General features: G+C 75.9%; 30 protein-coding genes. 18 read left to right on the top strand and 12 right to left on the bottom strand.

All coding sequences use genetic code 11. The features are described 5' to 3' along the window. Positions 1 to 92 precede the first annotated feature (92 nt). The 4 genes from MHY85_RS01010 (at position 93) to MHY85_RS00995 (ending at position 4,641) form a co-directional block, all read left to right on the top strand. Positions 93 to 1,349: an ABC transporter substrate-binding protein gene (locus tag MHY85_RS01010; RefSeq protein WP_239192108.1), complete on the top strand. Its 1,257-nt coding sequence runs from the start codon at positions 93 to 95 to the stop codon at positions 1,347 to 1,349. 72 nt (positions 1,350 to 1,421) lie between these two features. Further along, the gene (locus tag MHY85_RS01005; RefSeq protein WP_239192105.1) at positions 1,422 to 2,390 is read left to right on the top strand and encodes a carbohydrate ABC transporter permease; all 969 of its coding nucleotides are present in this window, start codon (positions 1,422 to 1,424) and stop codon (positions 2,388 to 2,390) included. Continuing rightward, positions 2,390 to 3,289, top strand: a complete 900-nt coding sequence (locus tag MHY85_RS01000) for a carbohydrate ABC transporter permease (protein ID WP_239192102.1) — start codon at positions 2,390 to 2,392, stop codon at positions 3,287 to 3,289. Before MHY85_RS01005 ends, MHY85_RS01000 begins: the two co-directional genes overlap by 1 nt. Beyond that, complete coding sequence (locus tag MHY85_RS00995; RefSeq protein ID WP_239192099.1) at positions 3,286 to 4,641, top strand: family 1 glycosylhydrolase; 1,356 nt, start codon at positions 3,286 to 3,288, stop codon at positions 4,639 to 4,641. The genes MHY85_RS01000 and MHY85_RS00995 overlap by 4 nt, the downstream gene beginning before the upstream one ends. 7 nt (positions 4,642 to 4,648) lie before the next feature. On the opposite strand, the gene MHY85_RS00990 is transcribed toward MHY85_RS00995, so the two are convergent. Further along, entirely contained in the window at positions 4,649 to 5,161 is a 513-nt protein-coding gene (locus MHY85_RS00990; protein WP_239192096.1) for a hypothetical protein, read from the bottom strand. After that, positions 5,152 to 5,700, bottom strand: coding sequence for an RNA polymerase sigma factor (locus MHY85_RS00985; RefSeq protein ID WP_239192093.1), 549 nt, complete (start codon positions 5,698 to 5,700; stop codon positions 5,152 to 5,154). The genes MHY85_RS00990 and MHY85_RS00985 overlap by 10 nt, the downstream gene beginning before the upstream one ends. A gap of 154 nt (positions 5,701 to 5,854) precedes the next feature. Between MHY85_RS00985 and MHY85_RS00980 the strand changes: the two genes are divergently transcribed. The 6 genes from MHY85_RS00980 to MHY85_RS00955 are packed head-to-tail and all read left to right on the top strand — an operon-like array spanning position 5,855 to position 8,395. Beyond that, positions 5,855 to 6,343: an Asp23/Gls24 family envelope stress response protein gene (locus MHY85_RS00980; protein ID WP_239192090.1), complete on the top strand. Its 489-nt coding sequence runs from the start codon at positions 5,855 to 5,857 to the stop codon at positions 6,341 to 6,343. Positions 6,344 to 6,354: 11 nt separating this feature from the next. Further along, positions 6,355 to 6,702, top strand: coding sequence for a hypothetical protein (locus MHY85_RS00975; protein WP_239192087.1), 348 nt, complete (start codon positions 6,355 to 6,357; stop codon positions 6,700 to 6,702). Beyond that, positions 6,702 to 6,884, top strand: a complete 183-nt coding sequence (locus MHY85_RS00970) for a DUF2273 domain-containing protein (protein ID WP_239192084.1) — start codon at positions 6,702 to 6,704, stop codon at positions 6,882 to 6,884. The genes MHY85_RS00975 and MHY85_RS00970 overlap by 1 nt, the downstream gene beginning before the upstream one ends. After that, positions 6,877 to 7,254 carry a hypothetical protein gene (locus tag MHY85_RS00965; protein WP_239192081.1) on the top strand — a complete coding sequence of 126 codons (378 nt, stop codon included), beginning with the start codon at positions 6,877 to 6,879 and terminating at the stop codon, positions 7,252 to 7,254. Before MHY85_RS00970 ends, MHY85_RS00965 begins: the two co-directional genes overlap by 8 nt. Next, positions 7,251 to 7,805, top strand: a complete 555-nt coding sequence (locus MHY85_RS21700) for a DUF6286 domain-containing protein (protein WP_239192078.1) — start codon at positions 7,251 to 7,253, stop codon at positions 7,803 to 7,805. Before MHY85_RS00965 ends, MHY85_RS21700 begins: the two co-directional genes overlap by 4 nt. Then, entirely contained in the window at positions 7,802 to 8,395 is a 594-nt protein-coding gene (locus MHY85_RS00955; RefSeq protein WP_239192075.1) for a hypothetical protein, read from the top strand. Before MHY85_RS21700 ends, MHY85_RS00955 begins: the two co-directional genes overlap by 4 nt. A gap of 31 nt (positions 8,396 to 8,426) precedes the next feature. Here MHY85_RS00955 and MHY85_RS00950 read toward each other — a convergent pair whose 3' ends face one another. Next, positions 8,427 to 9,527: a DNA glycosylase AlkZ-like family protein gene (locus tag MHY85_RS00950; protein ID WP_239192072.1), complete on the bottom strand. Its 1,101-nt coding sequence runs from the start codon at positions 9,525 to 9,527 to the stop codon at positions 8,427 to 8,429. Positions 9,528 to 9,660: 133 nt separating this feature from the next. Here MHY85_RS00950 and MHY85_RS00945 point away from each other — a divergent pair, with 133 nt between their 5' ends. The 6 genes from MHY85_RS00945 to MHY85_RS00920 all read left to right on the top strand — a co-directional run bounded on the left by MHY85_RS00945 (position 9,661) and on the right by MHY85_RS00920 (position 15,488). Next, positions 9,661 to 11,145, top strand: a complete 1,485-nt coding sequence (locus MHY85_RS00945) for a gluconokinase (protein ID WP_239192069.1) — start codon at positions 9,661 to 9,663, stop codon at positions 11,143 to 11,145. A gap of 31 nt (positions 11,146 to 11,176) precedes the next feature. Further along, entirely contained in the window at positions 11,177 to 11,743 is a 567-nt protein-coding gene (locus MHY85_RS00940; protein WP_239192066.1) for a pyridoxamine 5'-phosphate oxidase family protein, read from the top strand. Between the two features lie 50 nt (positions 11,744 to 11,793). After that, the gene (locus MHY85_RS00935) at positions 11,794 to 12,354 is read left to right on the top strand and encodes a dienelactone hydrolase family protein (protein ID WP_239192063.1); all 561 of its coding nucleotides are present in this window, start codon (positions 11,794 to 11,796) and stop codon (positions 12,352 to 12,354) included. 25 nt (positions 12,355 to 12,379) lie between these two features. Then, positions 12,380 to 13,342, top strand: a complete 963-nt coding sequence (locus MHY85_RS00930; RefSeq protein ID WP_239192060.1) for a pseudouridine synthase — start codon at positions 12,380 to 12,382, stop codon at positions 13,340 to 13,342. Positions 13,343 to 13,412: 70 nt separating this feature from the next. Then, positions 13,413 to 13,766: a DUF3817 domain-containing protein gene (locus MHY85_RS00925; RefSeq protein WP_239192057.1), complete on the top strand. Its 354-nt coding sequence runs from the start codon at positions 13,413 to 13,415 to the stop codon at positions 13,764 to 13,766. 75 nt (positions 13,767 to 13,841) lie between these two features. After that, positions 13,842 to 15,488 carry an ABC-F family ATP-binding cassette domain-containing protein gene (locus tag MHY85_RS00920; protein ID WP_239192054.1) on the top strand — a complete coding sequence of 549 codons (1,647 nt, stop codon included), beginning with the start codon at positions 13,842 to 13,844 and terminating at the stop codon, positions 15,486 to 15,488. Between the two features lie 101 nt (positions 15,489 to 15,589). Here MHY85_RS00920 and MHY85_RS00915 read toward each other — a convergent pair whose 3' ends face one another. From MHY85_RS00915 to MHY85_RS00885, 7 genes are all read right to left on the bottom strand, one after another. Next, positions 15,590 to 16,075 (bottom strand): ATP-binding protein, encoded by a 486-nt coding sequence (locus tag MHY85_RS00915; protein ID WP_158373333.1) that lies wholly within the window; start codon positions 16,073 to 16,075, stop codon positions 15,590 to 15,592. Positions 16,076 to 16,147: 72 nt separating this feature from the next. Then, positions 16,148 to 16,648, bottom strand: a complete 501-nt coding sequence (locus tag MHY85_RS00910; protein ID WP_239192051.1) for a GNAT family N-acetyltransferase — start codon at positions 16,646 to 16,648, stop codon at positions 16,148 to 16,150. A gap of 37 nt (positions 16,649 to 16,685) precedes the next feature. Continuing rightward, positions 16,686 to 17,504, bottom strand: coding sequence for a polyphosphate kinase 2 (gene ppk2, locus MHY85_RS00905; RefSeq protein WP_239192048.1), 819 nt, complete (start codon positions 17,502 to 17,504; stop codon positions 16,686 to 16,688). A 41-nt stretch (positions 17,505 to 17,545) separates the two neighbouring features. Next, complete coding sequence (locus tag MHY85_RS00900) at positions 17,546 to 17,899, bottom strand: type II toxin-antitoxin system PemK/MazF family toxin (RefSeq protein ID WP_239192045.1); 354 nt, start codon at positions 17,897 to 17,899, stop codon at positions 17,546 to 17,548. Further along, positions 17,896 to 18,135, bottom strand: a complete 240-nt coding sequence (locus tag MHY85_RS00895; protein WP_239192042.1) for an antitoxin — start codon at positions 18,133 to 18,135, stop codon at positions 17,896 to 17,898. Before MHY85_RS00895 ends, MHY85_RS00900 begins: the two co-directional genes overlap by 4 nt. Positions 18,136 to 18,168: 33 nt before the next feature. Next, positions 18,169 to 18,909 (bottom strand): nucleotidyltransferase domain-containing protein, encoded by a 741-nt coding sequence (locus tag MHY85_RS00890; protein WP_239192039.1) that lies wholly within the window; start codon positions 18,907 to 18,909, stop codon positions 18,169 to 18,171. Positions 18,910 to 18,915: 6 nt separating this feature from the next. Further along, complete coding sequence (locus tag MHY85_RS00885) at positions 18,916 to 20,325, bottom strand: APC family permease (protein ID WP_239192036.1); 1,410 nt, start codon at positions 20,323 to 20,325, stop codon at positions 18,916 to 18,918. A gap of 139 nt (positions 20,326 to 20,464) precedes the next feature. On the opposite strand from MHY85_RS00885, the gene MHY85_RS00880 reads away from it, so the two are divergent. Together MHY85_RS00880 and MHY85_RS00875 are read left to right on the top strand one after the other, a co-directional pair. Beyond that, positions 20,465 to 20,797 (top strand): YtxH domain-containing protein, encoded by a 333-nt coding sequence (locus tag MHY85_RS00880; protein WP_239192033.1) that lies wholly within the window; start codon positions 20,465 to 20,467, stop codon positions 20,795 to 20,797. Positions 20,798 to 20,812: 15 nt separating this feature from the next. Further along, positions 20,813 to 22,420, top strand: a complete 1,608-nt coding sequence (locus MHY85_RS00875; RefSeq protein ID WP_239192031.1) for an FAD-dependent oxidoreductase — start codon at positions 20,813 to 20,815, stop codon at positions 22,418 to 22,420. Between the two features lie 88 nt (positions 22,421 to 22,508). On the opposite strand, the gene MHY85_RS00870 is transcribed toward MHY85_RS00875, so the two are convergent. Both MHY85_RS00870 and MHY85_RS00865 read right to left on the bottom strand, forming a co-directional pair. Continuing rightward, positions 22,509 to 23,912 carry a GntP family permease gene (locus MHY85_RS00870; protein WP_239192030.1) on the bottom strand — a complete coding sequence of 468 codons (1,404 nt, stop codon included), beginning with the start codon at positions 23,910 to 23,912 and terminating at the stop codon, positions 22,509 to 22,511. Continuing rightward, entirely contained in the window at positions 23,912 to 24,472 is a 561-nt protein-coding gene (locus MHY85_RS00865; protein ID WP_239192028.1) for a gluconokinase, read from the bottom strand. The genes MHY85_RS00870 and MHY85_RS00865 overlap by 1 nt, the downstream gene beginning before the upstream one ends. Positions 24,473 to 24,556: the final 84 nt, after the last annotated feature.

Here is a 24,556-nt window from a genome sequence, read left to right as displayed (position 1 = left end):
GGTTGACACGCCCCGGCCGCGCCCCCGAAGATCCCACTTACAACGTTGTCTTACAACGTTGTATGCGGGCTCTCCCGAAAGGACTCCACGCAATGAAGCGCATCCCCGCCCTCGTCGTCGCGCCGGTCTGCCTGGCGCTCACCCTCGCCGCCTGCTCCGGCGGCGGCTCCTCCGACTCCGACGGCCCCGTCGAGCTCACCTTCTGGCACGGGTACACCGAGGCCGACGGCGACGTGCTCGAGCAGATCGTCGACGACTTCAACGCCGCGCACGACGGCGAGATCACGATCACCACCCAGGTGAACCCCTGGGACGTCATCGACGACACGTTCCTGCCGGCGCTGTCGGCGGACAACGGCCCGGAGATCGTCGCGATGCCGGCCGAGCGGCTGCCGGTCTACGCCGACCGCGGCGCGTTCGTCGAGCTGGACGACTTCTACGCCGACGACGAGTCGACGCCCGACCTGAACCCCGGGGCCCTGGACATGGTGACCGTCGACGGCACCGCCTACGGCGTCCCGACCGGCTTCGTGCCGCTGACGATGTTCTACAACAAGGCCCTGTTCGACGCCGCGGGCGTCGCGGTGCCGACGACGTGGGACGAGTGGGTCGCCGCCGCGCAGGCGCTGACCGTCGACGAGAACGGCGACGGCACCCCCGAGCAGTACGGCCTCGCGCTCGCCGACCACGCCACCGTCGGCAACGGCGTGTGGCCGACGCTGTTCTACGGCAACGGCGGCGCGATCGTCGAGGACGGCCGGGCCGTCGTCGACTCGCCCGAGAACGCGGAGACGCTCGAGTTCTGGCACGACGCCGTCACCGCCGGGGCGATCAGCCCGACCGGCGTCGACGGCGTGACCGGCGACGGCCTGTTCAGCAGCGGTCGCGTCGCGATGTACATCGGCGGCCCGTGGATGGCGACCGTCTCCGAGGAGAACGGCGTCGACTACGGCATCGCGCCGGTCCCCGCCGGCCCCGCGGACCAGGCGGCGTCCGCCATCGGGGTCTCCATGGCGCTGACCCGGCAGGCCGACCAGGCCCAGCAGGAGGCCGCGGAGGAGTTCTTCTCCTTCTTCCTCTCCCGCGAGGAGTCGGTCGCCTGGGCGCTCGGCTCGGGCTGGCCCCCGCTGCGCACCGACATCGCCGCCGACGAGGTGGACGAGAACCCGGTCGTGGCCGCGCTCACGGAGCAGGCCGAGCTCGGCCGCCCGCTGCTGCCCGGCGTGGTGAACAGCACCGACGTGCTGACCGCCGTCGACGACCTGACCCAGCGCGCGATGGCCGGCGAGCCGGTCGACGACCTGCTGGCGCAGGCGCAGGCCGCCGTCCAGGCCGCGCTGGACGACTGACCCGACCCGGACCGGCCGCCCCCGGGACCCCCTGCTCCCGGGGGCGGCCCGCCACCCTGAGAGGCACCTGACATGACCACCGCCCACGCGGCCGGGTCCCGCAAGCGGGCCTACCGCGCACCCGCCCCGCTCGGCGGGCGCGGCGGCCCCGTCCGGCAGCGCACCCGCACCGGCAGCCGCCGCACCCGCACCGCCCTCGCGTTCCTCGCGCCGGCCCTGATCATCCTGGCGGTGTTCGTCGTCTGGCCGATGGTCTCGGCGTTGCAGATGTCGTTCACCGACGCCAGCGGGTTCGGCCAGGCGGAGTGGGTCGGCCTGGACAACTACACCCGGATCTTCACCGACCCCGACATCCGCGACGCGGTCGTCAACACGGTGGTCTACGCGCTGATCTTCACGCCGACGGCCGTCGTCGTCGCGCTGGCCCTCGCGCTGCTGCTGACGAACGACCGGCTGCCGCTGCGCGGACTGTTCCGCACCTCGTTGTTCCTGCCGTTCATCATCTCGCTGGCCGTGGCGGCCCTGGCGTGGTCGTACCTGATCGACCCGCAGGTCGGGCTGCTGCACTACTGGCTGCGAGGTCTCGGGATCGACCTGGGCAACGTGCTCCAGGACCCGACGCTGGCGATGCCCGCCGTCGCCCTGGTCGCGGTGTGGAAGAACTTCGGCTTCTACATGGTGATCTTCATGGCCGGGCTCCAGGAGATCCCGGGCTCGCTGTACGAGGCCGCGAAGATGGACGGCGCGGGCGCCTGGTCCCGGTTCCGGCACATCACGCTGCCGATGCTGTCGAACACCACCGCGTTCGTCCTGATCTTCGCGCTGATCGCCGCGCTGCAGGCCTTCGACCAGATCTACGTCATGACCGGCGGCGGCCCCTACGGCAACACCCAGACGGTCGTGATGGAGATCTACGAGTCCGGCTTCCGCAAGCTCGAGCTCGGGTTCGCCTCGGCCCTGTCCTACGTCCTGCTGCTCGCCACCCTCGCGCTCAGCATCGTCCAGTTCGTCTTCTTCGGGCGCCGCGAGGAGGAGTCCTGATGTCCGCCGCCACCCTGAGGGCCACCCCCGCGCCGGCGCCGGCGCCCGAGCAGCGGCGGGTCGTCGTCGCCGGCCGCCGGCGGGTCCGCCTCTCCACCGTCCTGCTCACGGCCGCGGTCGCGGTCACGACGCTGATCGTGCTGCTGCCGCTGTTCATCGTGCTGTTCACGGCGTTCAAGCCGACGGCCGAGGTCAACGCCTACCCGCCGACGCTGCTGCCGGACGCGTGGACGACCGCGAACTTCGACCGCATCTTCACCGATCTGCCGTTCGCGCGGCTGATCGGGAACAGCGTCCTGTTCGCCGGCGGGGTCACGGTGTTCGCGGTGGCCTTCGACGCGCTGGCCGCCTACGCGCTGGCCCGGATCGACTTCCGCGGCCGCCGGACGCTGCTGGTGGCGATCGTCGCGACGCTGATGATCCCGTTCCAGGCGACCCTGATCCCCGTCTACCAGATCGTCAGCGACCTGGGCTGGGTCAACACGTTCGCCGGGCTGATCGCGCCGCGCGCCGCCGACGCGTTCGGGATCTTCTTCCTCCGGCAGTTCTTCGTGGCGCTGCCGCGGGACCTCGACAACGCCGCGCGCATCGACGGCGCCTCCGAGCTCCGCGTGTTCTGGCAGATCGTGCTGCCGAACGCGCGCCCCGCCGTGCTCACGCTCGCGATCTTCGTCTTCGTCAACAACTGGAACGACCTGCTGTGGCCGCTGGTCTTCACCACCGAACGGGAGATGGGCACCATCACATCCGGACTCACCCAGCTCACCGGCCCCGGCGGCATCGTGCCGTACGGCGTCATGATGGCCGGCGCGCTCGTCGCCGTCGTCCCGCTGGTCCTCGCCTTCATGCTCGTCCAGCGCAAGTTCATCGAGTCCATCGCCACCACGGGGCTCAAGTGACCGCCCCGGACGCGACCGGCGCCCGCTGGTTCGAGGACGGCGCCCTGCACTTCGGGCTCGGGATCGAGGACACGTTCGTGCCGCAGGGCGGCCCGGGCGAGCGCCCGATCGACGAGTACGCGCTCACCGACCACTACGCCCGGTACGCCGAGGACCTCGGGCTCGCGGCGGACGCCGGCGCGACGTTCCTGCGCTGGGGCGTGCCCTGGCACCGGGTCAACCCCGGCCGCGGGGTGTGGGACTGGTCCTGGGTCGACCGCGTGGTCGACCGGTTCGGGGAGCTCGGGCTGCGGCCGGTCATCGACCTGCTGCACTACGGCACGCCGCTGTGGCTCGACGGGCAGTTCGCGCACCCCGACTACCCGCAGGTCGTCGCCGAGTACGGCGTGGCGTTCGCGGAGCGCTACGGCGACCGGGTCACCGACTACACGCCGGTGAACGAGCCGATGATCCACGCCCTGTTCTGCGGCGTGTACGGGTACTGGCCGCCGTACCTCACGGGCGACAGCGGGCTGACGACGATGGTCCGGGCGCTCGGCGAGGGCTTCGTCCGCACCCAGCGCGGGATCGCCGACGTGCTGGGCGACCGGGCGACCTTCATGCACGTCGACGCCTCGATGCGGTACGCCGGGGACGTGCACGGCGAGCACCGGGCGCAGGCCGAGCGGCTCACCCACCAGGCGCACCTGGTCGAGGACCTGGTCACCGGCGCGGTCGACGACGGGCACCCGCTCGCCGGCGTGCTGCGCGCGCACGGGACGGACGACTCCGACCTGGCCTGGTTCGCCGACCACGCCGTGCGGCCCGACGTGATGGGGGTCAACTACTACCCGCGGATCTCGACCGAGGTGTTCGAGGAGGGCGTGCACCACGGCGGCGGCTTCGCGGACCCGCGTCCGGCGCAGGACGCCGGCGTGGCCGGGCTGGTGGAGGTGCTGCTCGAGGCCGAGCGCCGGCACGGCGCGCCCGTCATGCTCACCGAGACCGCCGTGACCGCCCCGGTGGCCGACCGGGTGGCCTGGCTGCACGAGTCCGTGGCCGCGATCCGCACCCTGCGGTCGGTGGGGCACCGGGTCGTGGGCTACACCTGGTGGCCGGTGTTCGACATGTACGAGTGGACCTACCGGCACGGCACGGCCGAGCGCGAGCAGTACCTGCTCACCATGGGGCTGTGGGACCTGGTCGAGGACGGCACGGGTGGGCTCGACCGGCGACGGACCCCGGTGGCCGACACCTTCCGGGCGCTGGCGACGGACCGGCGCGCCAACCGGGCCGGCGCGGTGGTCGGACGGCAGCGGGCGGGCGTCCCCGACGCGTTCGGGCCCCGGGACCGGCAGCCGGCCGCGACCTGAGGCGCGGTCAGGCGGGGGAGGTGCCCCCGGCCGGCCGGTGCACGTCCGAGATGTGCACGTCGACCGTCACCCGGTCGGGCCCGAGCGGGGTGCCGAGCGTCCGCTCGACCTCGGCGAGCACGGCGGCCCGCGCCGCCTCGGCGTCGGGGCCCACCGGGGAGCCGTAGGCGACGCTGAGCCGCAGCGCGACGCCGGCCAGCTCGGCGTCGGGCCCGACGTCGGTCAGGACGTCGAGCACCCGCGCGGGCGTCGCGCCGTCGACGGCGCGACGCAGCAGGTCGGCGAGCACGGACGTCGCGACGGTGAACCGCCCGTCGGCGTGCCGGCCGGCGACGTGCGGTGCGGGGCGGAGGGTGCGCCGGACCCGCTCGAGCACGCCGGGGCGCGCGCGGATCCAGCCCGCGTCGGTGATCTCCCGCAGCGTGCCGGCCGCGCGGGCCACCAGCTCGTCCGGGCGGTCCTCCGGGCGGTCCTCCGGGTGGTGCTCCGGGTGGCCGGAGGGGTCGCGGTCTACCGCCATGGTGCCAGCCTCCTCCCCAGCGTGGTCCGGGCCCGGTGCACCGCACCGCGCACCGCGTCGACCGTGGTCGCCTGCACCCGGGCGACGTCGGCGTAGGGCATGCGCTCCACCTCCACCAGCATCCAGCACGCGCGCTGCACCGGGGGCAGGTCGGCCAGGGCGATCTCGAGGGCGTCCCGCAGGTCGGCGGCCTCGAGGTCGGAGATCGGGTCGCCCGCGGCCGCCGGCAGCGCCGCGTCCTCGGGCAGCGGTGCCGCCGGGTGCCGCGCGTCGGTCCGGACGCGGCGCCGCACGGTGTTGATGAGGATGCCGAACAGCCAGGTGCGGACGGCCGCCTCCCCGCGGTACCGGTCGGCGGAGAGCCACGCGGAGACGAGCGCCTCCTGGACGCAGTCCTCGGCGGCGCCGTCGTCGTGCAGCATCCGCCGCGCGTAGCGGTACATGGCCGCGCCGTGCCGCTCGACCAGGACGGCGAACGCGTCCCGGTCGCCGAGCCGCGCGCGCCGCACCAGCTCGGTGTCGTCCCCACCGGGCGTCACGTACGCCACCGTAGCGTGTGACCCACGTCACAGCCAGGGGAGCGTGAGGACCGGCCTGCGGCGGGCACCCACTGGTGTCAGGACGGCGCGGACGAGTCGCCTACCGGGCCCGCGACCCGCGGGCCGGGCCGCCGCGCCGGAGGAGGAGGACGCCATGGCCGGCACCACACCCACCCAGGCCGGGACCGTGAACGACGCCCAGGAGCTGACCCCCAAGGACCGCACCCGGGTCGTCGCGAGCGCGCTGACGACCGATCGCGGCACCACCACGATCGCCGACACGGTGGTGAGCAAGATCGCCGGGATCGCGGCGCGCGACGTCGCCGGCGTGCACGACGTCGGGGGCGGTGCCCAGCGCGCGTTCGGCGCGTTCCGGGAGCGCATCCCGGGCGGGTCGACCAACTACTCCCAGGGCGTCAGCGTCGAGGTCGGTCAGTCCGAGGCGGCCGTGGACGTCGACATCGTGGCGGAGTACGGGGTCGCGATCGCGGACGTCGCCGAGGCGGTGCGCCGCTCGGTGGTCACCGGGATCGAGCGCATGACCGGGCTCCGGGTGATCGAGGTCAACGTCAGCGTCAACGACGTCTGGCTGCCGCAGGAGGACGACCAGGACGGCGAGCCCGCCCCGTCGCGGGTCCAGTGACCGGGCCGGCGGTGCCGTCGGCGGACCCGGCGGCGGCCGTCGCCCACGCCGTGCGCGCGGCGGCGCTCGCGGTGCCCGGCGTGGTCCGGCTGAGCGCCGGCCCGCTCGGCGAGGTCGGGACGTACCTGGCCGGCGAGCGGGTCGCGGGCGTGCGCCTGGCGCCCGACGGCGTGCACGTGCACGTGGTCGTGTCCGCCGACCTGCCCCTGCCGGGGACGGCCGCCGCGGTGCGGACCGCGGTCGCGTCCGCCGCCGGCACCGGGTCGCCGGTGCACGTGCACGTCGAGGACGTGGACCCCGCGGGGCAGCAGCCCCGCGGGTCGCAGGCCCCGCTCCGCGGGACCGGGAAGGACGAGTGATGAGCTCGATGACGACGACCGGCCTGCTGGCCGGGCTGCTGCTGGCCGTGGCGATCACCACCGGCGGGCTGGTGGGCTTCCTGCTGGCCCTGGTGCTCGGCGGCCTCGGCCTGGTGGTGGGGGCGCACGCCGACGGGCGGATCGACCTCGGGGCGGTGCTCGGGGCGCGGCGCCGTGGCTGACGTGCTGGCCCCGGTGCCGCCGAGCGTGCCGGTCGACCGGGCGCGCGAGGTCGGCGGCCGGGTCACGATCGCCGACCGCGTCGTCGCCCGGGTGGCCCGCCGCGCGGCCGAGCGCGCCTCCACGCCCGTGCGGCACGGCCCCGTCGGGCGGGACCTGCCGCGCGTGGACGTCGAGGTGGCCGGCCGACGGGTGCGGGTCGCCGCCCGGGTCGCCGGGACCTGGCCCGAGCCGGCCGCCGACGTCGCGTCCCGGGTCGCGGCCGCGGTGCGCGGCGAGCTCGAGGCGCTCGTCGGGGTCCGGGTCGACGACGTGCTGGTCACGGTCGAGGCCGTGGTGGCGGCCGCGCCCGCGGGGCGGAGGGTCTCGTGAGCGCGCCCGGCCCCGTCGCCCCGGGGGCCCGCCCCGCGCGGCGCGCCGGCGCCGCCCGGGCGACCGGGCTGGTGCTCGCCGTGCTGCTGGTCCTCGTGGGACTGGTGCTGGTCCGGGAGGCGCTGGCGTCCGCGTCCCTGGGCCTGGACCCGTCGCAGGCGTGGCTGCCCGACCTGCTCCGGTCGGTCGACGGCCGGCCCGTGGACTCCACCGTCGCGCTGGTCGGCGGCGTCCTCGCCCTGCTCGGCATCCTGCTGCTGGTGGCCGCGTGGCGGACCGGGCCGGCCGACGTGGCCGTGCGGGCGGCCCCGGCCGCCCGGCTCGGGCCCGAGGACCTGGCACGGCTGTCGTCGGCGACGGCGGAGGACGTCGACGGAGTGCTGCGCGTCAGCTCGACCGCCACGCCCCGGTCGGTGCAGGTCCGGGTCCTCGGGACCGGTGCCCCGGGCCTGGCCGAGGAGGTGCGCACCGCGGTCGAGGACCGGCTGGCGGGGCTCGACCCGGTGCCGCGGGTGCGCGTGGCGGTGCGGGACAGCGGGGCCGGGCGGTGAGCGCGCGCCGCGGCACCGGCGTCGACCGGACCGTGCTCACGGTGCTGGGTCTCCTGCTGCTCGTGGTCGGCGGGCTCGCGCTCGCGGCCGGGGCCGGCTGGACGTCGGGGGCCCGGGTCGGCACGGTCGACCTCGACCCGGAGACGGTGGACCTCAGCGGCGCCGTGGCGGCGACGAGCGAGTCCTGGTGGGCCGGCGCCTGCGCGGTCGCCGGCGTCGGGCTCGTGCTGCTCGGTGTGCTCTGGCTGCTGCGCCACCTGCCGCCGGGCGGGCTGCCCGACCAGCCGCTGCCCGGGTCGCGCACCGGCGAGCGGCTGCGGGTGGACCCCTCCGCGGTCGCGCGCGGCGCGGAGGACCGCCTCCAGGCCGACGCGCGGGTGCGCGGGGCGCGGCTCGCGGTGCGGCGCGAGCGCGGCGGGCTCGTGCTCGCCGGGCAGGTGCGGGTCGACGCCAGGGTCGACCTGACGGAGGTGACGGCGCTCGTGGACCGGGTGGTGCGCGAGTCCGAGGCGGTGCTCGGCGCCCCGCTCGCGGGGCGGGTGCGGCTGCGGGTCGGCCGGCGCCGGGGAGCGCGGGGGCCGGTGGCCTGACGGCGGCCGGACCGGGCGGCGCCCGGCCGCCTCAGCCGGTCGTCAGGCGCAGGTCGCCGGCGCGCCCCAGCAGGTCGCCGAGGCGGCCGGCCTCCGCCGCCAGCGCGTCGCGCGGCGGCGCACCCGCCTCCGGGAACCAGGTCACCTCGACCGCGCCCGGCCGGGCCGCCCAGGTCCCCGCCACCACGCCGCCGCGCAGCACGAGCGACGCGCCGCGGGTCACCGCCGGGCGGCGCGCCGCGGGCACCACGCGGGCGTCCGCCGTCCCCGGACCGAGCACCCACTGGTCGTGCCCCCCGAGCAGCGTGACCGTGTCCGCGGGCTCGGTGGCCTCGAGCGCGGGGACGTGCTCCCGCAGCACCAGCGCCGCCTGCCCGTCGACCGCCACCTCCGTCGCCGAGCCGGCCAGCACCTCGTCCGTCCAGCGCTCCACCCGGCGGCGGCCCGCGCTCAGGCCCTCCGCGAGCCAGTGGTGCAGGTTCGCGCGGGTCGCCGGGCCGTACGCGCCGAGGTAGCCGGCGACCGCCCGGGGTCCCGCCTCGTCGAGGGCGGGCAGACCACGCCACGCCGGGCTCGCGGAGGGCGACGCGAACGTCGGCCGGCCGCCCTCCGACGGGCCGAAGCAGAGCTCGCCGTGCCAGGCGATCGGCTTGAGCAGCGTCATGCTCGGGTGCAGCAGCGCCGGGCCGAGGTGCGCGAACCGCGGGACCGCGGTGACCGCGGCGGCGAACGCCTCCCGGTCGAGCGGCCCGTCGGCGAGGGCCGCGCGCACCGCGTCGAGGAGCGCGGGCCAGTCCTCCGGGCGCAGGTCGTAGTGCTCCTGCCAGCTGCGCAGGGCCCACTGCCGGCTCGCGGTCCGCACGGCGAGGTGGACCCCGGCCTCGTCGGCCGCCATCAGGTGCGAGGAACCGCGGAACGCGAACGTGCGGAGCAGGTCGCCGGACCGCACCGCGGCCGCGACGGCGTCGGGCACCGGGTCCGTCAGGCGCCGGCGCACGGCGAGGTCGGCGTCGCCGGACCACGCCGGGACCGCGACGAGCCGGCGCACGACGTCGGCCGCGGAGGCCGCGCCGGACACCAGGTGCTGCCGGCCGAGCCGCCACGCCAGCGCCTGCGCCGACGAGATCGCCATGCCGTGCAGCGTACGAGCGGCCCCCGACACGGCGAGGCGGGCGGGACCGGGCGAGGTCGTCGCTCGCGGGGCGGGGTGCGCGCGCCGTGGCTAGGGTCGGTCGCGACCCGCCCCCGACGACGAGGACGCACCGATGACCCGGACCGCTGACGACGTCGCCCTGGCCGACGCCCTCGACCCGCTGGTGGTGGCGCTCGACATCGGGTCCACGGCGACCCGGGGCGGCGTGCACGACGCCGCGGGCCGGCCGGTGCACGGCCTGCAGCACAAGGTCCCGCACGCGTTCACGGTCGCGCCGGACGGCACGTCCGTCATCGACCCCGACCAGGTCGCCGCCGAGGTGGGGCAGGTCCTCGACGCGGTGGCCGGCGACCCGCGGCTCGGGACGCGCGTCGCCGGCGTCGCGCTGGACACGTTCGCGGCCTCGCTGATCGCGGTGGACGCGGCCGGCCGGCCCCTCACCCCCTGCCTCACCTACGCCGACTCCCGCAGCGCCGCCGCGGTCGCGGCGCTGCGGGAGGAGCTCGACGAGCACGCCGTGCAGCAGCGCACGGGCACCCGGATCCACACCAGCTACCACGCGCCCCGGCTGCGCTGGCTCGCGGAGGCCCAGCCGCGGGTCGTCGCCACCGCGGCCGCGTGGTGGTCGCTCGGCGAGTACGTGCTCGCGCGCCTGGTCGGGGAGCCGTTGGCCGGGACGTCGACCGTCGCCTGGACCGGACTGCTCGACCGGCGCACGGGCGCGCTCGACCCCGAGCTGCTCGCCGCCGTCGGCACGGACCCCGGCCGGTTCTCCCCGCCGCGGGACACGCGGGAGCCCGCGGCACCCGCCGCCCCGTCCCGGTGGCCCGCCCTCGCCCGCGCCACCTGGTTCCCCGTGGTCACGGACGGGTACGCCAGCAACGTCGGCTCCGGGGCCACCGACGCGACGGTCATGACGGCGTCGACGGCGACCTCCGGCGCGCTGCGCGTCCTCGTCGACGGGCCGGCCGACCCGCTGCCCTTCGGCCTGTGGAACTACCGCGTCGAGGCGGGCCGGACCCTGCTCGGCGGCGCGATCAACGACGTCGGCCGCGCGGTGAGCTGGGCGCAGGCCACCCTGCGCCTGGGCGACGACCTCGGGCCGGTCCTCGCCGCGTCGCCGTCCGACGGGACGCCGCTCGTGCTGCCGTACCTGACGGGGGAGCGGGCGCCGGGATGGGCCGGCGGGGCGCGCGCCGCGTTCACGGGCGTCTCGGCCGCCACGACGCCCGACGTGCTGTACCGCGCGATCGTCGAGGGCGTCGCGCTCACCTATGCGCGGGTCGCCGACGAGCTGCACCCCGCCGCCCCGGACGTGCTCGAGGTCGCGGCGTCCGGCCGGGTCAGCGGCGACCGGCCGGAGTGGCTGCAGGTGCTGGCGGACGTGCTGGGACGCCCGGTCACGCACGTGACGCGCAAGCGGGCGACGCAGCGCGGCACGGCCCTGCTCGCGCTGGGCGTCCTGGCGCCGGACGCGGCCAGGGCGCCGCGGGCCACCGGGGCCACGTACGAGCCGCGCGCCGAGCACGCCGGGTACTACGCCGAGCGCGCGGCGCGGTTCTCCGCGGCCTACGACGCCCTGGTGCGCGACGCCTGACCCGGGCCCGCCCCCGATCCGAGGAGCCCCCGTGACCACGACCGCCGACGCCGCCCTCGCCCCCGTCTGGGACGCCCTCGCGGCCGCGACGACCCGGCGCACGCCGTTCACGCTGGCGTCCCTGGCGACGGTGTCCGCCGACGGCGCGCCGCGGTCCCGCTCGGTGATCCTGCGGTCCTGGGAGCCCGGTCGCGCCGCGCTCGGGCTCGCGACCGACGCCCGCTCCGCCAAGGTGCGCGAGATCCGGGCCGACCCGCGCGTCTCCCTCGTGGTGTGGGACGACGACGCGCAGGTGCAGGTGCGGCTCGAGGGCCGCGCGGCCGTCGTGGACGACCCCGCCGAGCTCCGGCGGCGGTGGGAGGGTCTCGGCGCGCGCAGCCGCCGCGGCTACGCCACGGTGGGCGTCCCGGGCACCCCGGTCGACGGGGACGCGACCCCGGCCCGGGACGACGACGAGGCGGTCTGGTCCGCCCGGTTCGCCTGGGTCGAGGTCGTCGTGGACCGGGTCGACCGGCTCGACCTGTCGTCGGAGCCGCACGACCGGGTGGTGGCGGAGCGGGCCGGGGCCGGCTGGCGGGCCCGGCGGGTCGTGCCGTGACACGCCGCGCACCCTGTCGGCAGGTGCGGGCCCGCGCGTAGCCTCGCCGCATGGCCGAGGTCGTCCTGTTCCACCACTCCGGCGGTCTGACCCCGGGGGTCCGCGCGTTCGCCGACCTGCTCCGCGAGCGCGGGCACACGGTCCACACGCCGGACCTGTTCGAGGGCCGGACGTTCGCCGACGTGGCCGAGGGCGTCGCGTTCGCCGAGCAGGTCGGCGAGGACGTGTTCGCCCGCCGCGCCGCCGAGGCCGTGGCCGGGCTCCCCGCCGAGCTGGTCTACGGGGGGATGTCGTTCGGCGCCGCCCGCGCGGCCGAGCAGGCGCTGACCCGGCCCGGCGCGCGGGGCGCGTTCTTCCTGTACGGCGCCGTGGCGCCGTCGTGGTGGGGCGCGACCTGGCCCGACGCGGTCCCGGCGCAGGCGCACGTGGCCGAGGGCGACCCGTGGCGGGAACCCGAGGCGGAGGACGAGCTGGTCGGGTTCGGCGGCGAGCTGTTCGTCTACCCGTGCGCCGGGCACCTGTTCGCCGAGGTGGGCCACCCCGACCACGACGCCGCGTGCGCGGAGATCGTGCGGGAGCGGGTGCGGACCTTCGTCGACGGGCTGGAGTGACCGGCGGCGCTCGTACGATCACCCGGTGCCCCCGCGCTCCCCGCTGCCGCCGCGCCACGGCCTGTCCGCCGCGTGGCTGCGCACCCCCGACCGGGACCGCGCGCGCCCGGTGCCGTGGACGACGATGGGCGGCTGGCTGCGCGACCGGCTGCCCGAGCAGGTCGACGTGCCGGCGATGCTGGCGGACGGGCGGTTCGTCGGCGAGGACGGCCGGCCCGTGCGCGGGGACGACCCGTACGGCCCGCACCGGTTCGTCTGGTTCCACCGGGACCTGCGCGACGAGCCGGAGGTCCCCGGCGCGATCCACGTCGTGCACCGCGACGAGCGGCTGGTCGTCGTGGACAAGCCGCCGTTCCTGTCGTCGATCCCGCGGGGCCGGCACGTCCTGCAGAGCGTGGTCGTCCGGCTGCGCGCGGAGCTCGGGCTGCCGGAGCTGTCCCCCCTGCACCGGCTGGACCGGGTGACGTCCGGGCTGCTCATGCTCGCGACCGAGCAGCGCTGGCGGGGGGCGTACCAGACCGTGTTCGAGCGCCGGGAGGTGCGCAAGACGTACCGGGCGCTCGCGCCGGTGCGCGCCGACCTGGACCTGCCCGTGGACGTGCGGAACCACATCCGCAAGGAGCGCGGCGTGTGGCAGGCCGAGGTGGTGCCGGGGGCGCCGGTGAACGCCGAGACGCGGGTCGAGCTGGAGCGGACGACCGCGGACGGGCTCGGGGTCTACCGGCTGAGCCCGCGCACCGGGCAGACGCACCAGCTCCGGCTGCACCTGCTCGGACTGGGCATCCCGATCGTCGGCGACCCGCTGTACCCGGTGGTGCGGGACGTCCCGGTCGACGACTTCAGCACCCCGCTCCAGCTGCTCGCGGCCGAGATCGCGTTCGTCGACCCGGTCGACGGCGCGCCGCGGCGGTTCGCGAGCGTGCGGCGGCTGCCGCTGGAGCCGGAGACCCGGCGGCCCGCGGCGGGAACCGGGTCCGGGGCGCCGTGACGGGGCCGCAGGGCGCGCGCCGGGTTACCGTCGTGCGGTCCCGTGCCGCCGATCGCAGGAGCACCGCCGCATGAAGCGAGTGACCAACCCGGACGCCCAGGCGTTCCGGATCGCCGCGTTCCTCGAGGCCGCGACGTGGGCCGGGCTGCTCGTCGGCATGTTCCTCAAGTACGTCACGAAGACCACCGAGGTCGGCGTCCAGGTGTTCGGGCAGGCGCACGGTCTCGTGTTCCTGGCGTACGCCGCGCTCACGGTCGTCGCGGGGGTGCGGCTGCGCTGGGGCTGGTGGCCGACGCTGCTGGCGCTCGCGGCGTCGGTCCCGCCGATGTTCACCCTGCTCGCGGAGCGCTGGCTGCACCGGACGGGCCGCCTGGAGGCGCCGGCGGACCGGACGCCCGCGGAGCGCACGCCCGCGGAGCGCTGACGCCCGGTCTCCACCCGGGTTGTCGGCGCGCGGCATGCGCGTGAGCACCCGGCTCCGCCCGGCGACAATGGACCCATGAGCGCGACCGTGCAGGCCAAGGGTGTGGGGGCCGCGTTCGGCGACCGCGAGCTGTTCTCCGGCGTCGACCTGGTGGTCGCCCCGGGCGACGTCGTGGGGCTGGTCGGCCCCAACGGCGCCGGGAAGTCGACCCTGCTGCGGATCCTGGCCGGGACGCGGGCGCCCGACGACGGCTCCGTCTCGGTGTCCCCGCCGACCGCGCAGCTCGGCCACCTCGCCCAGGAGATCGAGCGCCGGCCGGACGAGTCGGTGCGCGCCCACCTGGAGCGGCGCACGGGCGTCGGCCCCGCGCAGGCCGCGATGGACGCCGCCGCGGAGCGCCTGGGCGCGGGCGAGCCCGGCGCGGACGACGAGTTCGCCGAGGCGCTGGAGCGCTGGATGGGCCTCGGCGGCGCCGACCTCGAGGCCCGGACCGGCTCGGTGCTGGCGGACCTCGGCCTCGACGTCGACCCCGGGCTGCCGATGACCGCGCTGTCCGGCGGCCAGGCGGCGCGGGTCGGGCTGGCGGCGCTGCTGCTGTCCCGGTACGACCTCTACCTGCTGGACGAGCCGACCAACGACCTCGACCTGGAGGGGCTGGCGCTGCTGGAGGACTTCGTCGAGCGGTCGACCGCCCCGGTGGTGGTCGTCAGCCACGACCGCGAGTTCCTCAGCCGCACGGTCACCTCGGTGGTGGAGATCGACCGCAGCCTGCAGCGGGTCGCCGTGTACGGCGGGTCGTACGACGCCTACCTCGAGGAGCGGTCGACGGCGCGCCGCCAGGCCCGGGAGGCGTACGAGGACTACGCCGCGCGCCGCGACGCGCTCGCCGCCCGCGCCCGGATGCAGCGCGCGTGGATGGACAAGGGCGTGAAGAACGCCCGCCGCAAGGCCTCCGACAACGACAAGATCGGCCGGAAGTTCCGCGCCGACGCCTCCGAGAAGCAGGCGGCGAAGGCCCGGCAGACCGAGCGGATGATGGAGCGGCTGGACGTGGTGGCCGAGCCGCGCAAGGAGTGGCAGCTGCAGATGAGCATCGCCGCCGCGCCGCGGTCCGGCGCCGTCGTCGCCGCCGCCCGGGCGGCGGTCGTCCGCCGCGGCGGCTTCACGCTCGGCCCGGTCGACCTGCAGCTCGACTGGCAGGACCGGGTGGCCGTCACCGGCCCGAACGGCGCCGGCAAGACGACGCTGCTCGCGCTGCTGCTCGGCCGGCTCGCGCCCGACGAGGGCCGGGTGGACCGCGGCTCGGGCGTGCTGGTCGGCGAGGTCGACCAGGCGCGCGCCGCCTTCGAGGGTGACGCCCCGCTCGCCGACGCGTTCTCCCGCGAGGTGCCGGACTGGACGACGGCCGACGTGCGGACGCTGCTCGCCAAGTTCGGCCTGGGCGGCCAGCACGTGAACCGCGCCGCGTCGTCGCTGTCGCCCGGCGAGCGGACCCGCGCCGCCCTCGCGCTGCTCCAGGCGCGCGGGGTGAACCTGCTGGTCCTCGACGAACCGACCAACCACCTCGACCTGCCCGCGATCGAGCAGCTGGAGCAGGCGCTGGAGTCGTTCGACGGCACCGTCCTGCTCGTGACCCACGACCGCCGGATGCTCGACAGCGTGCGGCTGACCCGGAGGTGGCACGTCGAGGACGGCCGGGTCGCGGAGGTCACCGCGGACTGAGTGCCGGGCGCGGACCGCCGCGATCGGCGCACTCGCTCGAGATCGGTGGCCCCACGCACCGATCTCGGCGCGAACCACCGATCTCGGTGCGCCCGCGGGCGTCAGCGCTGGGCGGGGAAGACCGCCCAGACGTGCTTGGTCGAGTCGGTGGTGTACCAGCCGACCTCCTGCGACAGCCGGTGCGCGATCAGCAGCCCGAAGCCCCCCGCGCCGGAGGGGCGCACGCCGGCGATCACCGGCGTGGTCTCCAGGTCGGTGTCGCAGACGTCCAGCAGGTAGTCGTCCGCGTCCACCAGCAGCGACAGCACCGTGGGCGGCAGCCCGTGCTGGAGCGCGTTGGTGGCGAGCTCGGACGCGACGAGGACCATGTTCTCGGGCACCCGGCCGAGGGCGTCCTGCGGGGCCGCGTGCGGCGCGGTGATCTCCGCCAGCAGCTCGTTGCGCACGCGGGAGAGGTCGGTCACCGAGTCGAGGCTCCACGAGCGGACGGGCCGGAACCGCTCCGGCGGGCGGGACGAGACGATGCCGGCGTCCTCCTGGGGCCGTGCGGCTGCCTCGTCGGCGGGGTGCACCACGGTGTCCTCCATGGTCGATGACGGGTCGGGGCCGCCTCGACGGTAGGTGGCGGCGGGGTTCGCCGCCACTCAGGGCCGGGCGATTCAGTGCCCTCGGCCGGGCAGGTCCCGTGTCATGAAGGTGGAGGCCGCGCTCGGCGCGTAGGCCCCGAACGGCGGGCACTCGACGAACCCCGCCCGCGCGTACAGCGCCCGCGCCGCCGCGAAGTGCTCGTCGCTGCCGGTCTCCAGGCTGACCCGGGCGTACCCCCGGTCGACCGCGAGCCCCACCAGGTGCGCGAGCAGCGCGCCGGCGACCCCGCGCCTCCGGGCCGCCTCGGCGGTGTGCATGGACTTGATCTCGCCGTGCCCCGGCTCGATCTCGGCGAGCGCACCGACCCCGAGCAGGGCGCCGGCCTCGCCCTCGCGGGCGCTGACGAACGTGATGTGCGGGGCGGTGAGCGCGGCCACGTCGAGGGCGTGCACGTCCTCCGGGTCGCTCTGCGCGTGCATGAGCTCCAGGTGCCGGGTCAGCAGCGCGCGCACGTCGGGGGAGCGCGGGTCGTCGGGGGCGATCACGGGCGGGGCCGCGGGAGTCGTGGTCATCGCCCGGGACAGTACCCCGGAGCCGCCCGCCCTGGGGTCAGGCGTCCGCCTCGGGGTCGCCCGCCAGCCGCGCCGCGTGGTCCGGGACCTGGGTGAACATCTCGCGCGGCGGCCGCTCGTAGTCGTCGGCGGGCGGCCGCTTCGGCAGCTTCACCTTCGGGTGCTTCACCTCGCGGTAGGGGATGGTCGACAGCAGGTGCGCGATCATGTTCAGCCGCGCGTTCCGCTTGATGTCGGACTCCACGACGTACCACGGGCTGTCGGGGGTGTCGGTGTGCGCGAACATCTCGTCCTTCGCGCGCGAGTAGTCCTCCCAGCGCGCGATCGACTCCAGGTCCATGGGGCTCAGCTTCCACCGCCGCACCGGGTCGGCGAGCCGCGACCGGAACCGCCGCAGCTGCTCCTTGTCGGACACCGAGAACCAGTACTTGCGCAGCAGGACGCCGTCGTCGATGAGCATGCGCTCGAAGACGGGGGCCTGGTGCAGGAACCGCGCGTGGTCCTCGGCGGTGCAGAACCCCATGACCTTCTCGACGCCCGCGCGGTTGTACCAGGACCGGTCGAAGAGCACGATCTCCCCGCCCGCGGGCAGGTGCGCGGCGTACCGCTGGAAGTACCACTCGGTGCGCTCGCGCTCGGTGGGCGCCGGCAGCGCGGCGATCCGCGCGACGCGCGGGCTGAGGTACTCGGAGATCCGCTTGATCGTGCCGCCCTTGCCGGCCGCGTCCCGGCCCTCGAAGACCACGGCGACCCGGGCGCCGGTCGCACGCACCCACTCCTGCAGGGTCACGAGCTCGGACTGCAGGCGGAACAGCTCGGCCTCGTACACGTCCTTGGGCACCTTCGGCGTCGTCATCCCCGGACCGTACGCCTCCTATCAGCGCGGGCGGGAGGGGGCTACAGCGCGAGGTGGACCAGCAGCGCCTCGTCCAGGGCGGCGACCTGCTCCGGGGACAGTGCCCCGAGCCGCTCGCCGAACCGCGACACGTCCACCGCACGGATCTGCTCGGCCTGCGCCTTGGAGTCGGAGCCGAGCCCGTTGCGCCGCTCGGCCGGGACGAGCACCTGGAACGCCAGGACCCGCGCGGTGTTCGACGTCAGCGGCACGACGGTGACCACCCCGCGCCCGGTGCGCTCGGACGCCTTGTTGCGGCCGTCGCCCGAGACGATGACCGCCGGCCGGGTGCGCTTGTCCGCCTCGGCGCCCACCACCGGATTGAAGTCGACGGTCCAGATCTCGCCACGCCTCATGCGTCGCCCCCGAGCCCGTCTCCCGATGTCAGGTCCCAGGCCGCCGCGTCGTCGGAGCCGTACCACTGCTCGTCGGCCTCGAGGTACTGGCTCTCGAGCTCCTTCTCGCGAAGGGCGGCGATGGCTGCGTGGAAGGCGGCTGAGCGGGAGCGGAGGCCGTGGGCGCGTTCGTACTCCTTCAGGAAGTCGAGGTCCGGCACCGGGACCGTCACAGTGACCCGCTCACTCAGACTCATACCGTCGATCCTACCGAGGGTGTCCAGGCGCCGTCAGCTCCCGCCGAGCGCCCGCGCCGCCGCCACCGCCCCCAGCAGCCCCGCCGGCTCCGCCGTCAGCCCCAGGACCACGTCGTCCACCACCCGCAGGCCCGCCCGGTCGAGCAGCCGCTTCTCGTTCGTCGCCCACTCGCCGCGCGCGGCGAGCACCGCGTGCGCCCGCTGGGTGACGGCCACCGCGACCAGCCCCGCGCACTGCGCCACCCGTCCGGCCCGCGCGTGCTGCTCCGCGCCGTCGAGCGTGAAGTCGGCCCGTGCGCCCCACACCTCCGGCGCGGTCCGGCGCAGCGCGTCGGGGAAGCCGGGGTGGGGGAGCGCGCCGCGCAGCACCCGGTGCCCGGCGAGCTCCGCGACGACGACGTACGTCGGGAACCCGGCGAGGTGGAACAGCAGCGGCTCGATGTCGAACTCGCCCCGCTCGGCGCGGTCGATCTCGCGCTCCACGACGTCCAGGTCGCGGTAGTGCACGTCGACCCGCCGGCCCTCGACGGTCAGCCAGGCGCCGCCGTTGAACACGCCGCCGCCCCAGCCGCCGACCTCGAACACGTGACCGTCCCAGCCGACGTCCCGGAGGTGCTGGGGGTCGAACGCCCCGCGGTAGTACACCGCGAGGTCCCAGTCGCTGTCCGGCCGGTGCGTGCCGTGCGCGCGGGAGCCGCCCAGCGACACGGCCTCGACCCCGGGCAGGGCCGCCAGGGTGCCGGCGACGCGGTCGAGGAAGGTCTCGTCGGACATGCGCCGTCAGCCTGCCAGCGCCGCGTCGTCCGCGTCCACCCTCCCGACGACCAGCCGGTTCACCACGTACAGCACGACGCCGATCGCCAGCAGCACCGCGGCACGCAGGTACACCGAGCCCTCCCGCCCGGTCAGCGGGGAGGCGAGCACCAGCGACACCACCGCGCCCACCACCGGTGCCCAGGTCGGCGCCCGGAACGACCGGGCGGAGTCGCCCTCGACCCGCTCGGGACCGTCGCCGTCCTCGCCGGGCCCGGACGTCGGCCGGCGGCGGAGCACCAGCACCGCCACGTTCACCACGGCGAACACCAGCAGCAGGAGCAGGACGGTGGTGTCGGCGAGGTCGCCGAGGTCGCCGGTCGCGGTGAGCGTCAGCGCGAGCACGACGGTGAACGCGATCGCCACCACGGGGGTCCGGCGCCGGGCGTGCACCCGCCCGAACAGCGCCGGGATGATCCGCTCCCGCGCCATCCCGTAGACCAGGCGCGAGGCCATCATCATGTTGATCAGCGCCGTGTTCATCACGGCCAGCAGCGCGATCAGCGCGAACAGCCACGCGGGGAAGACCAGGCCCGCGACCTTCACCACCTCGAGCAGCGGCCCCGTCGAGCCGACCAGGACGTCCGTCTCGACCAGCATCGACGCGGTGAACGCGACGGCGAGGTAGATGGCGCCGGCGATGGCGAGGCCGCCGAACAGCGCCCGCGGGTAGTCGCGCCGCGGGTGCTTCGCCTCCTCGGCCAGGTTCACCGAGTCCTCGAACCCGAGCAGGGCGTAGAACGCCAGCGCCGCCCCGCCGAGCACGCCCATCCACGTCGCCCCCTCGGTGCGCAGCTCGAGAGCCCGGCCGGGATCGCCCTCGCCGCGGACCAGCGCCACGACCCCGATGGCGACGATCACCAGCAGGCCGGTCGCCTCGATGAGCGTCAGCACGACGTTGACCCGCACGGACTCCGAGACGCCCAGCACGTTGACCAGCGTGATCAGCCCGAGGAACACCCAGGCCGCGACGACGGTGGGCACGCCGAACGGCAGCAGCTCCGCGAGGTAGTCGCCGCCGAACGCGCGCGCCGCGGCGGACGCGCTGGTGATGCCGGACATCATCACCGCGAACGCCACCAGGAAGGTGAGGAACGGCCGCCGGAAGGCCCGGTTCGCGTAGAGGGCGGCGCCGGCCGCCCGCGGGTAGCGCGCGACGAGCTCGGCGTACGCGGTCGCGGTCAGCGCCGCCAGCGCGAACGCCAGCAGGAACGGCAGCCAGATCGCGCCGCCCACCTCCGCGGCGACGGTGCCGGTCAGCGCGTAGATCCCGGCGCCGAGGATGTCCCCGACGACGAACAGCAGCAGCACCGTCCGCCCGATCGACCGCCTGAGCGCGGGCTGCTGGTCCCGGACCGCCTGCGTGGACTCCGCCATCTGCGCACCTCCCGGGGTCACTGTGCTCCCGGGCGCGGCGGCGCGCGCGGCGAGCGGCCCGCCCCGTGCCTCGCCGGGCGCACGGCGCCCCCCGCGCCTAGGCTCGATCGGACCACCAGGACATCTCGGGAGGTCAGGCATGAAGGGCAAGCTGGCATTCGTCCTCGGCGCGGGCGTGGGCTACGTGCTCGGGACCCGCGCGGGTCGCGCGCAGTTCGAGAAGATCAAGGGCTGGGCGTCCGACGCGTGGCACGACCCGCGGGTGCAGTCGACGGTCGACGACCTCGAGTCGAAGGCCGCCGGGTTCGCGAAGGACCAGGGCGTCGCGCTGAAGGACAAGGCCGTCGACGCGGTGAAGAGCGCCGTGTCGCGCACGTCGGACGACGACGACGCGGCGGCGACCGGCACGACCCGCACCACCCCGCCGGCCGGGACCACGCCCACCACGCCGGTCACGCCGCCCGGGGCCTGAGCGGCGCGGTCCGTCGTGGTCGCGCGGACGTCGCTGTGGTGGGACCGGCGCGAGGCCGCGTCCCACCCGCACCACCGCGCGCCCGGCGGGGTCCCGCACCCCGGTGACGAGCCGGCCGACGTGGTCGTGGTCGGGGCCGGGCTCACCGGGCTGACGACGGCGCTGCTGCTGACCCGCGCCGGCTGCCGGGTCCTCGTGCTGGAGGCCCGGGCGGTCGGCGCGGGCACCACCGGGCGCAGCACCGCGAAGATCAGCCTGCTGCAGGGCGACCGGCTCGCCTCGCTGGCCCGGCGGCACGACGACCGGGTCGCCCGCGCGTACGCGGAGGGCAGCGCCGAGGGCATGGACTGGCTGCTGCGCTACCTCGACGACCACGGCGTGCCGTACCAGCGGCGCGAGGCGATCACGTTCGCGACGACCGCCGACGGCCGGGACCGCGTCGAGGCGGAGCTCGACGCGGCGCGCCGGGCCGGGGTCCCCGTGGGCTGGCGCCGGCGCACGGACCTGCCGCTGCCGGTCACCGGCGCGATCGGCCTGGCGGAGCAGGCGCAGGTGGATCCCCTCGACGTGCTCGCCGCGCTGGCGGCCGACGTCGTCGGGCGGGGTGGGCGCATCGCGGAGGGCGTGCGGGTGCTCGGGATGCACCACGGCGCCGAGCTCGGCGCGCTCAGCCGACGTGCCGTGCTCCGGACCACGGCCGGCGACGTGACCGCCGACGCGGTGGTGCTCGCGACCGGCACCCCGGTCCTGGACCGCGGCGGGGCGTTCGCGCGGCTGCACCCGCTGCGCTCGTACGCCTGCGCGTTCCGGGTGCCGGAGCCGCCGCCGGCGAGCATGGCGCTGTCGGTCGACGCGGACACCCGGTCGCTGCGCTCGGCACCGGCGCTCGCGGGGACGGGGCTGGTCCGCGGGCCGGTCGTGCCGGGCGAGCCGCCCAGCCCGGTGGGTCCCGCGGTGCCGGACCTGCTGCTCGTCGGCGGCGCGGGGCACCCCGTGGGCCGGCGGCCCCGGACCGGCGAGTCGGTGCGCGCCCTGATCGAGTGGACGCGTGCGCACGTCCCGGGCGCCGAGCTGACCCACGTGTGGTCGGCGCAGGACTACGCGACGACCGACGGTCTGCCCCTGGTCGGCCGGCTGCTGCCGCTCGACCCGCGGCTGTCCGTGGCCACCGGGTACGCGAAGTGGGGCATGACCACCGCGGTCGCCGCGGCGCTGGTCCTCGCGGCCGAGATCCTCGACGACCGGGCGCCGCGCTGGGCGGAGTCCTGGCGGCCGTGGGGCCGGCACGAGCTGACCGGGCTCGGCGACGCGGCCCGGTTGAACGCGTCGGTGGCGCGGTGGCTGGCGGACGGCTGGACCGCACCGCGCCCCGCGGCGGGGACCCGCGCGGAGCCGCCCGAGGGGCAGGGCGGCGTCGAGCGCGCGGGCGTGCGGCCCGAGGCGGTGTGCACGGTCGGCGGCGTGACCCGCCGGGTCTCGGGCGTCTGCACCCACCTCGGCGGGGTCGTGACGTGGAACGAGGTCGAGCGGTCCTGGGACTGCCCCCTGCACGGCAGCAGGTTCGCCCCCGACGGCACCCCGCTGGAGGGCCCCGCGACCCGCCCCCTGGCGCCGCTCGACTGAGCGCGGCGGTCGGCGATCCGCCGACCACGCAGAAGATGCGGGGTCCGCGCGCTGCGCACCCCGCATCTCCCGCGATCTCGGTGCGTGCCTAGATGACCAGGCTCAGGAGGAGCACCACCACCAGGGCCGTGACGGACAGGACGCACTCCATGAGGGACCACGTCTTGAACGTCTGGCCGACGGTCATCTTGAAGTACTCCTTGACCAGCCAGAAACCGGCGTCGTTCACGTGGCTGAGGAACACCGAGCCCGCGCCGATCGCGAGCACCATGAGCGCGACGTGGGTCGGGGACAGGCCCTCCGCCAGCGGAGCGACGATGCCGGCCGCGGTGACGGTGGCGACGGTCGCGGAGCCGGTGGCGACGCGGATCAGCACGGCGACCAGCCAGGCCGCGAGCAGCGGGGAGATCGGCGCGTCGGCGAGACCCTTGGCGATGACGTCGCCGACCCCGGAGTCGACCAGCGTCTGCTTGAACCCGCCGCCGGCGCCGACGATCAGCAGGATGCTCGCGATCGGGGCGAACGAGGAGTCGACGAGCTTGCTGACCATGCTGCGGTCCCGGCCGAGGCGGGTGCCGAGCAGGACGAGCGACACCAGCGCGGTGATGAGGAGCGCGACGAGCGGGGTGCCGACGAAGTCGAGGACCTGGCCGAAGCCGGAGTCCTGGAACCCGATGGTCTCCGCCAGCGTGCGGGCCAGCATGAGGACGACGGGCAGCAGCACGACGGTGATCGCGATGGCGAACGAGGGGCGCCGGGCGTCGTCGTCGCGGTCCGAGCCGCCCAGGATCTCCGTCGGCGGGGGCAGCGGCACCCAGCGGGCCATCGGCTTCGCGAGCAGCGGGCCGGCGATCGCGACGGTCGGGATGGAGACGAGCAGGCCGAGGCCGAGGGTCAGGCCGAGGTCGGCGCCGAGGGCGTCGATCGCGATCAGCGGGCCGGGGTGCGGCGGCACCAGGCCGTGCAGGGCGGAGAGACCGGCGAGCGCCGGGATGCCGACCACGATCATCGACACCTTGGACCGGCGCGCGACGAGCATGACGACGGGGATCAGCAGGACCACGCCGACCTCGAAGAACAGCGGGATGCCGATGATGAACGCGGCGAACGCCATCGCCCACGGCAGCCGCTGGACCGGGGTGCGCGCCAGGATCGAGTCGACGATCTGGTCGGCTCCGCCGGAGTCGATCAGCATCTTGCCGATGATCGCGCCGAGGGCGATGAGGATGCCGACGCCGGCGACGGTCGTGCCGAGCCCCGCGGTGAACGAGGTGAACGCGTCGACGTAGGGCAGGCCGGCGGCCACGGCGAGCACGCCCGCGCCGAGCATCAGGGCGAGGAACGGGTGCAGCTTCACCCAGACGATCAGGGCGACGATCACCGCGATGCCGATGACGGCCGCGACGATCAGCCGGGTGTCGGAGACGGCGGGGGCGGCGTCGTCGGCCGCGGCGGCCAGCAGCAGCGGTGCTGCGGTCGGGAGCGAGAGCATCAGGACTCCTGGGGGGAGGTCGCCGGCGTCACGTCGGCGCGTGCGGAGACGGGGTCGATGCCGAGCTCGCGCAGGGCGGCGTCGGCGACGGAGTGGGGCGAGACCTCGACCGGCACGACGACGCCGTCCTCGGCGTCGGTGAGCGGCTCGAGGGTCTGGAACTGCGACGGCAGGAGGGACGTCGGCATGAAGTGCCCGGCGCGGCCGGACATGCGCTCGCCGATCGCCTCGATCGTGCCCTGGAGGTGCACGAACCGGACGCGGCCCTCCGCCTCGCGGAGGACGTCGCGGTAGGCGACGCGCAGCGCGGAGCAGGTGACGATGGTCGACCGGTCGGCGCGGGACTGCTCGGTGAGCCAGTCCCGCATGGCGCGCAGCCACGGCCAGCGGTCCTCGTCGGTCAGCGGGGTGCCTGCCGACATCTTGTCGATGTTGGCCTGCGGGTGGAACTCGTCGGCCTCGGCGTACGGCCAGCCGAGACGGTCGGCGAGGATCTGGGCGGTCGTGGTCTTCCCCGACCCCGAGACCCCCATGATCACGAGGTGCTGGACCTCCGGCATCGCTGCCCTCCTTGACGTCGTTGTCCGGGCGGCGAGCGTCCGGGCTCTCCCCGGATCGCCCCGGGGTGCGGACACTCTGCCACA

The organism is Cellulomonas sp. ACRRI (genome assembly GCF_022346185.1).
Classification (GTDB): Bacteria; Actinomycetota; Actinomycetes; order Actinomycetales; family Cellulomonadaceae; genus Cellulomonas.
The sequence above is the reverse complement of the archived record's forward strand: the minus strand, read 5'-3'. Positions and strand labels throughout refer to the sequence as shown.

What these genes read in the sequence shown, in the direction of transcription:
- MHY85_RS01010 (WP_239192108.1), top strand. Translation starts at nt 93, where the DNA reads ATGAAGCGCATCCCCGCCCTCGTCGTCGCGCCGGTCTGCCTGGCGCTC.
- MHY85_RS01005 (WP_239192105.1), top strand. Translation starts at nt 1,422, where the DNA reads ATGACCACCGCCCACGCGGCCGGGTCCCGCAAGCGGGCCTACCGCGCA.
- MHY85_RS01000 (WP_239192102.1), top strand. Translation starts at nt 2,390, where the DNA reads ATGTCCGCCGCCACCCTGAGGGCCACCCCCGCGCCGGCGCCGGCGCCC.
- MHY85_RS00990 (WP_239192096.1), bottom strand. Translation starts at nt 5,161, where the DNA reads ATGGCGGTAGACCGCGACCCCTCCGGCCACCCGGAGCACCACCCGGAG.
- MHY85_RS00980 (WP_239192090.1), top strand. Translation starts at nt 5,855, where the DNA reads ATGGCCGGCACCACACCCACCCAGGCCGGGACCGTGAACGACGCCCAG.
- MHY85_RS00970 (WP_239192084.1), top strand. Translation starts at nt 6,702, where the DNA reads ATGAGCTCGATGACGACGACCGGCCTGCTGGCCGGGCTGCTGCTGGCC.
- MHY85_RS00950 (WP_239192072.1), bottom strand. Translation starts at nt 9,527, where the DNA reads ATGGCGATCTCGTCGGCGCAGGCGCTGGCGTGGCGGCTCGGCCGGCAG.
- MHY85_RS00945 (WP_239192069.1), top strand. Translation starts at nt 9,661, where the DNA reads ATGACCCGGACCGCTGACGACGTCGCCCTGGCCGACGCCCTCGACCCG.
- MHY85_RS00935 (WP_239192063.1), top strand. Translation starts at nt 11,794, where the DNA reads ATGGCCGAGGTCGTCCTGTTCCACCACTCCGGCGGTCTGACCCCGGGG.
- MHY85_RS00925 (WP_239192057.1), top strand. Translation starts at nt 13,413, where the DNA reads ATGAAGCGAGTGACCAACCCGGACGCCCAGGCGTTCCGGATCGCCGCG.
- MHY85_RS00920 (WP_239192054.1), top strand. Translation starts at nt 13,842, where the DNA reads ATGAGCGCGACCGTGCAGGCCAAGGGTGTGGGGGCCGCGTTCGGCGAC.
- MHY85_RS00915 (WP_158373333.1), bottom strand. Translation starts at nt 16,075, where the DNA reads ATGGAGGACACCGTGGTGCACCCCGCCGACGAGGCAGCCGCACGGCCC.
- MHY85_RS00910 (WP_239192051.1), bottom strand. Translation starts at nt 16,648, where the DNA reads ATGACCACGACTCCCGCGGCCCCGCCCGTGATCGCCCCCGACGACCCG.
- ppk2 (WP_239192048.1), bottom strand. Translation starts at nt 17,504, where the DNA reads ATGACGACGCCGAAGGTGCCCAAGGACGTGTACGAGGCCGAGCTGTTC.
- MHY85_RS00900 (WP_239192045.1), bottom strand. Translation starts at nt 17,899, where the DNA reads ATGAGGCGTGGCGAGATCTGGACCGTCGACTTCAATCCGGTGGTGGGC.
- MHY85_RS00895 (WP_239192042.1), bottom strand. Translation starts at nt 18,135, where the DNA reads ATGAGTCTGAGTGAGCGGGTCACTGTGACGGTCCCGGTGCCGGACCTC.
- MHY85_RS00890 (WP_239192039.1), bottom strand. Translation starts at nt 18,909, where the DNA reads ATGTCCGACGAGACCTTCCTCGACCGCGTCGCCGGCACCCTGGCGGCC.
- MHY85_RS00885 (WP_239192036.1), bottom strand. Translation starts at nt 20,325, where the DNA reads ATGGCGGAGTCCACGCAGGCGGTCCGGGACCAGCAGCCCGCGCTCAGG.
- MHY85_RS00880 (WP_239192033.1), top strand. Translation starts at nt 20,465, where the DNA reads ATGAAGGGCAAGCTGGCATTCGTCCTCGGCGCGGGCGTGGGCTACGTG.
- MHY85_RS00870 (WP_239192030.1), bottom strand. Translation starts at nt 23,912, where the DNA reads ATGCTCTCGCTCCCGACCGCAGCACCGCTGCTGCTGGCCGCCGCGGCC.
- MHY85_RS00865 (WP_239192028.1), bottom strand. Translation starts at nt 24,472, where the DNA reads ATGCCGGAGGTCCAGCACCTCGTGATCATGGGGGTCTCGGGGTCGGGG.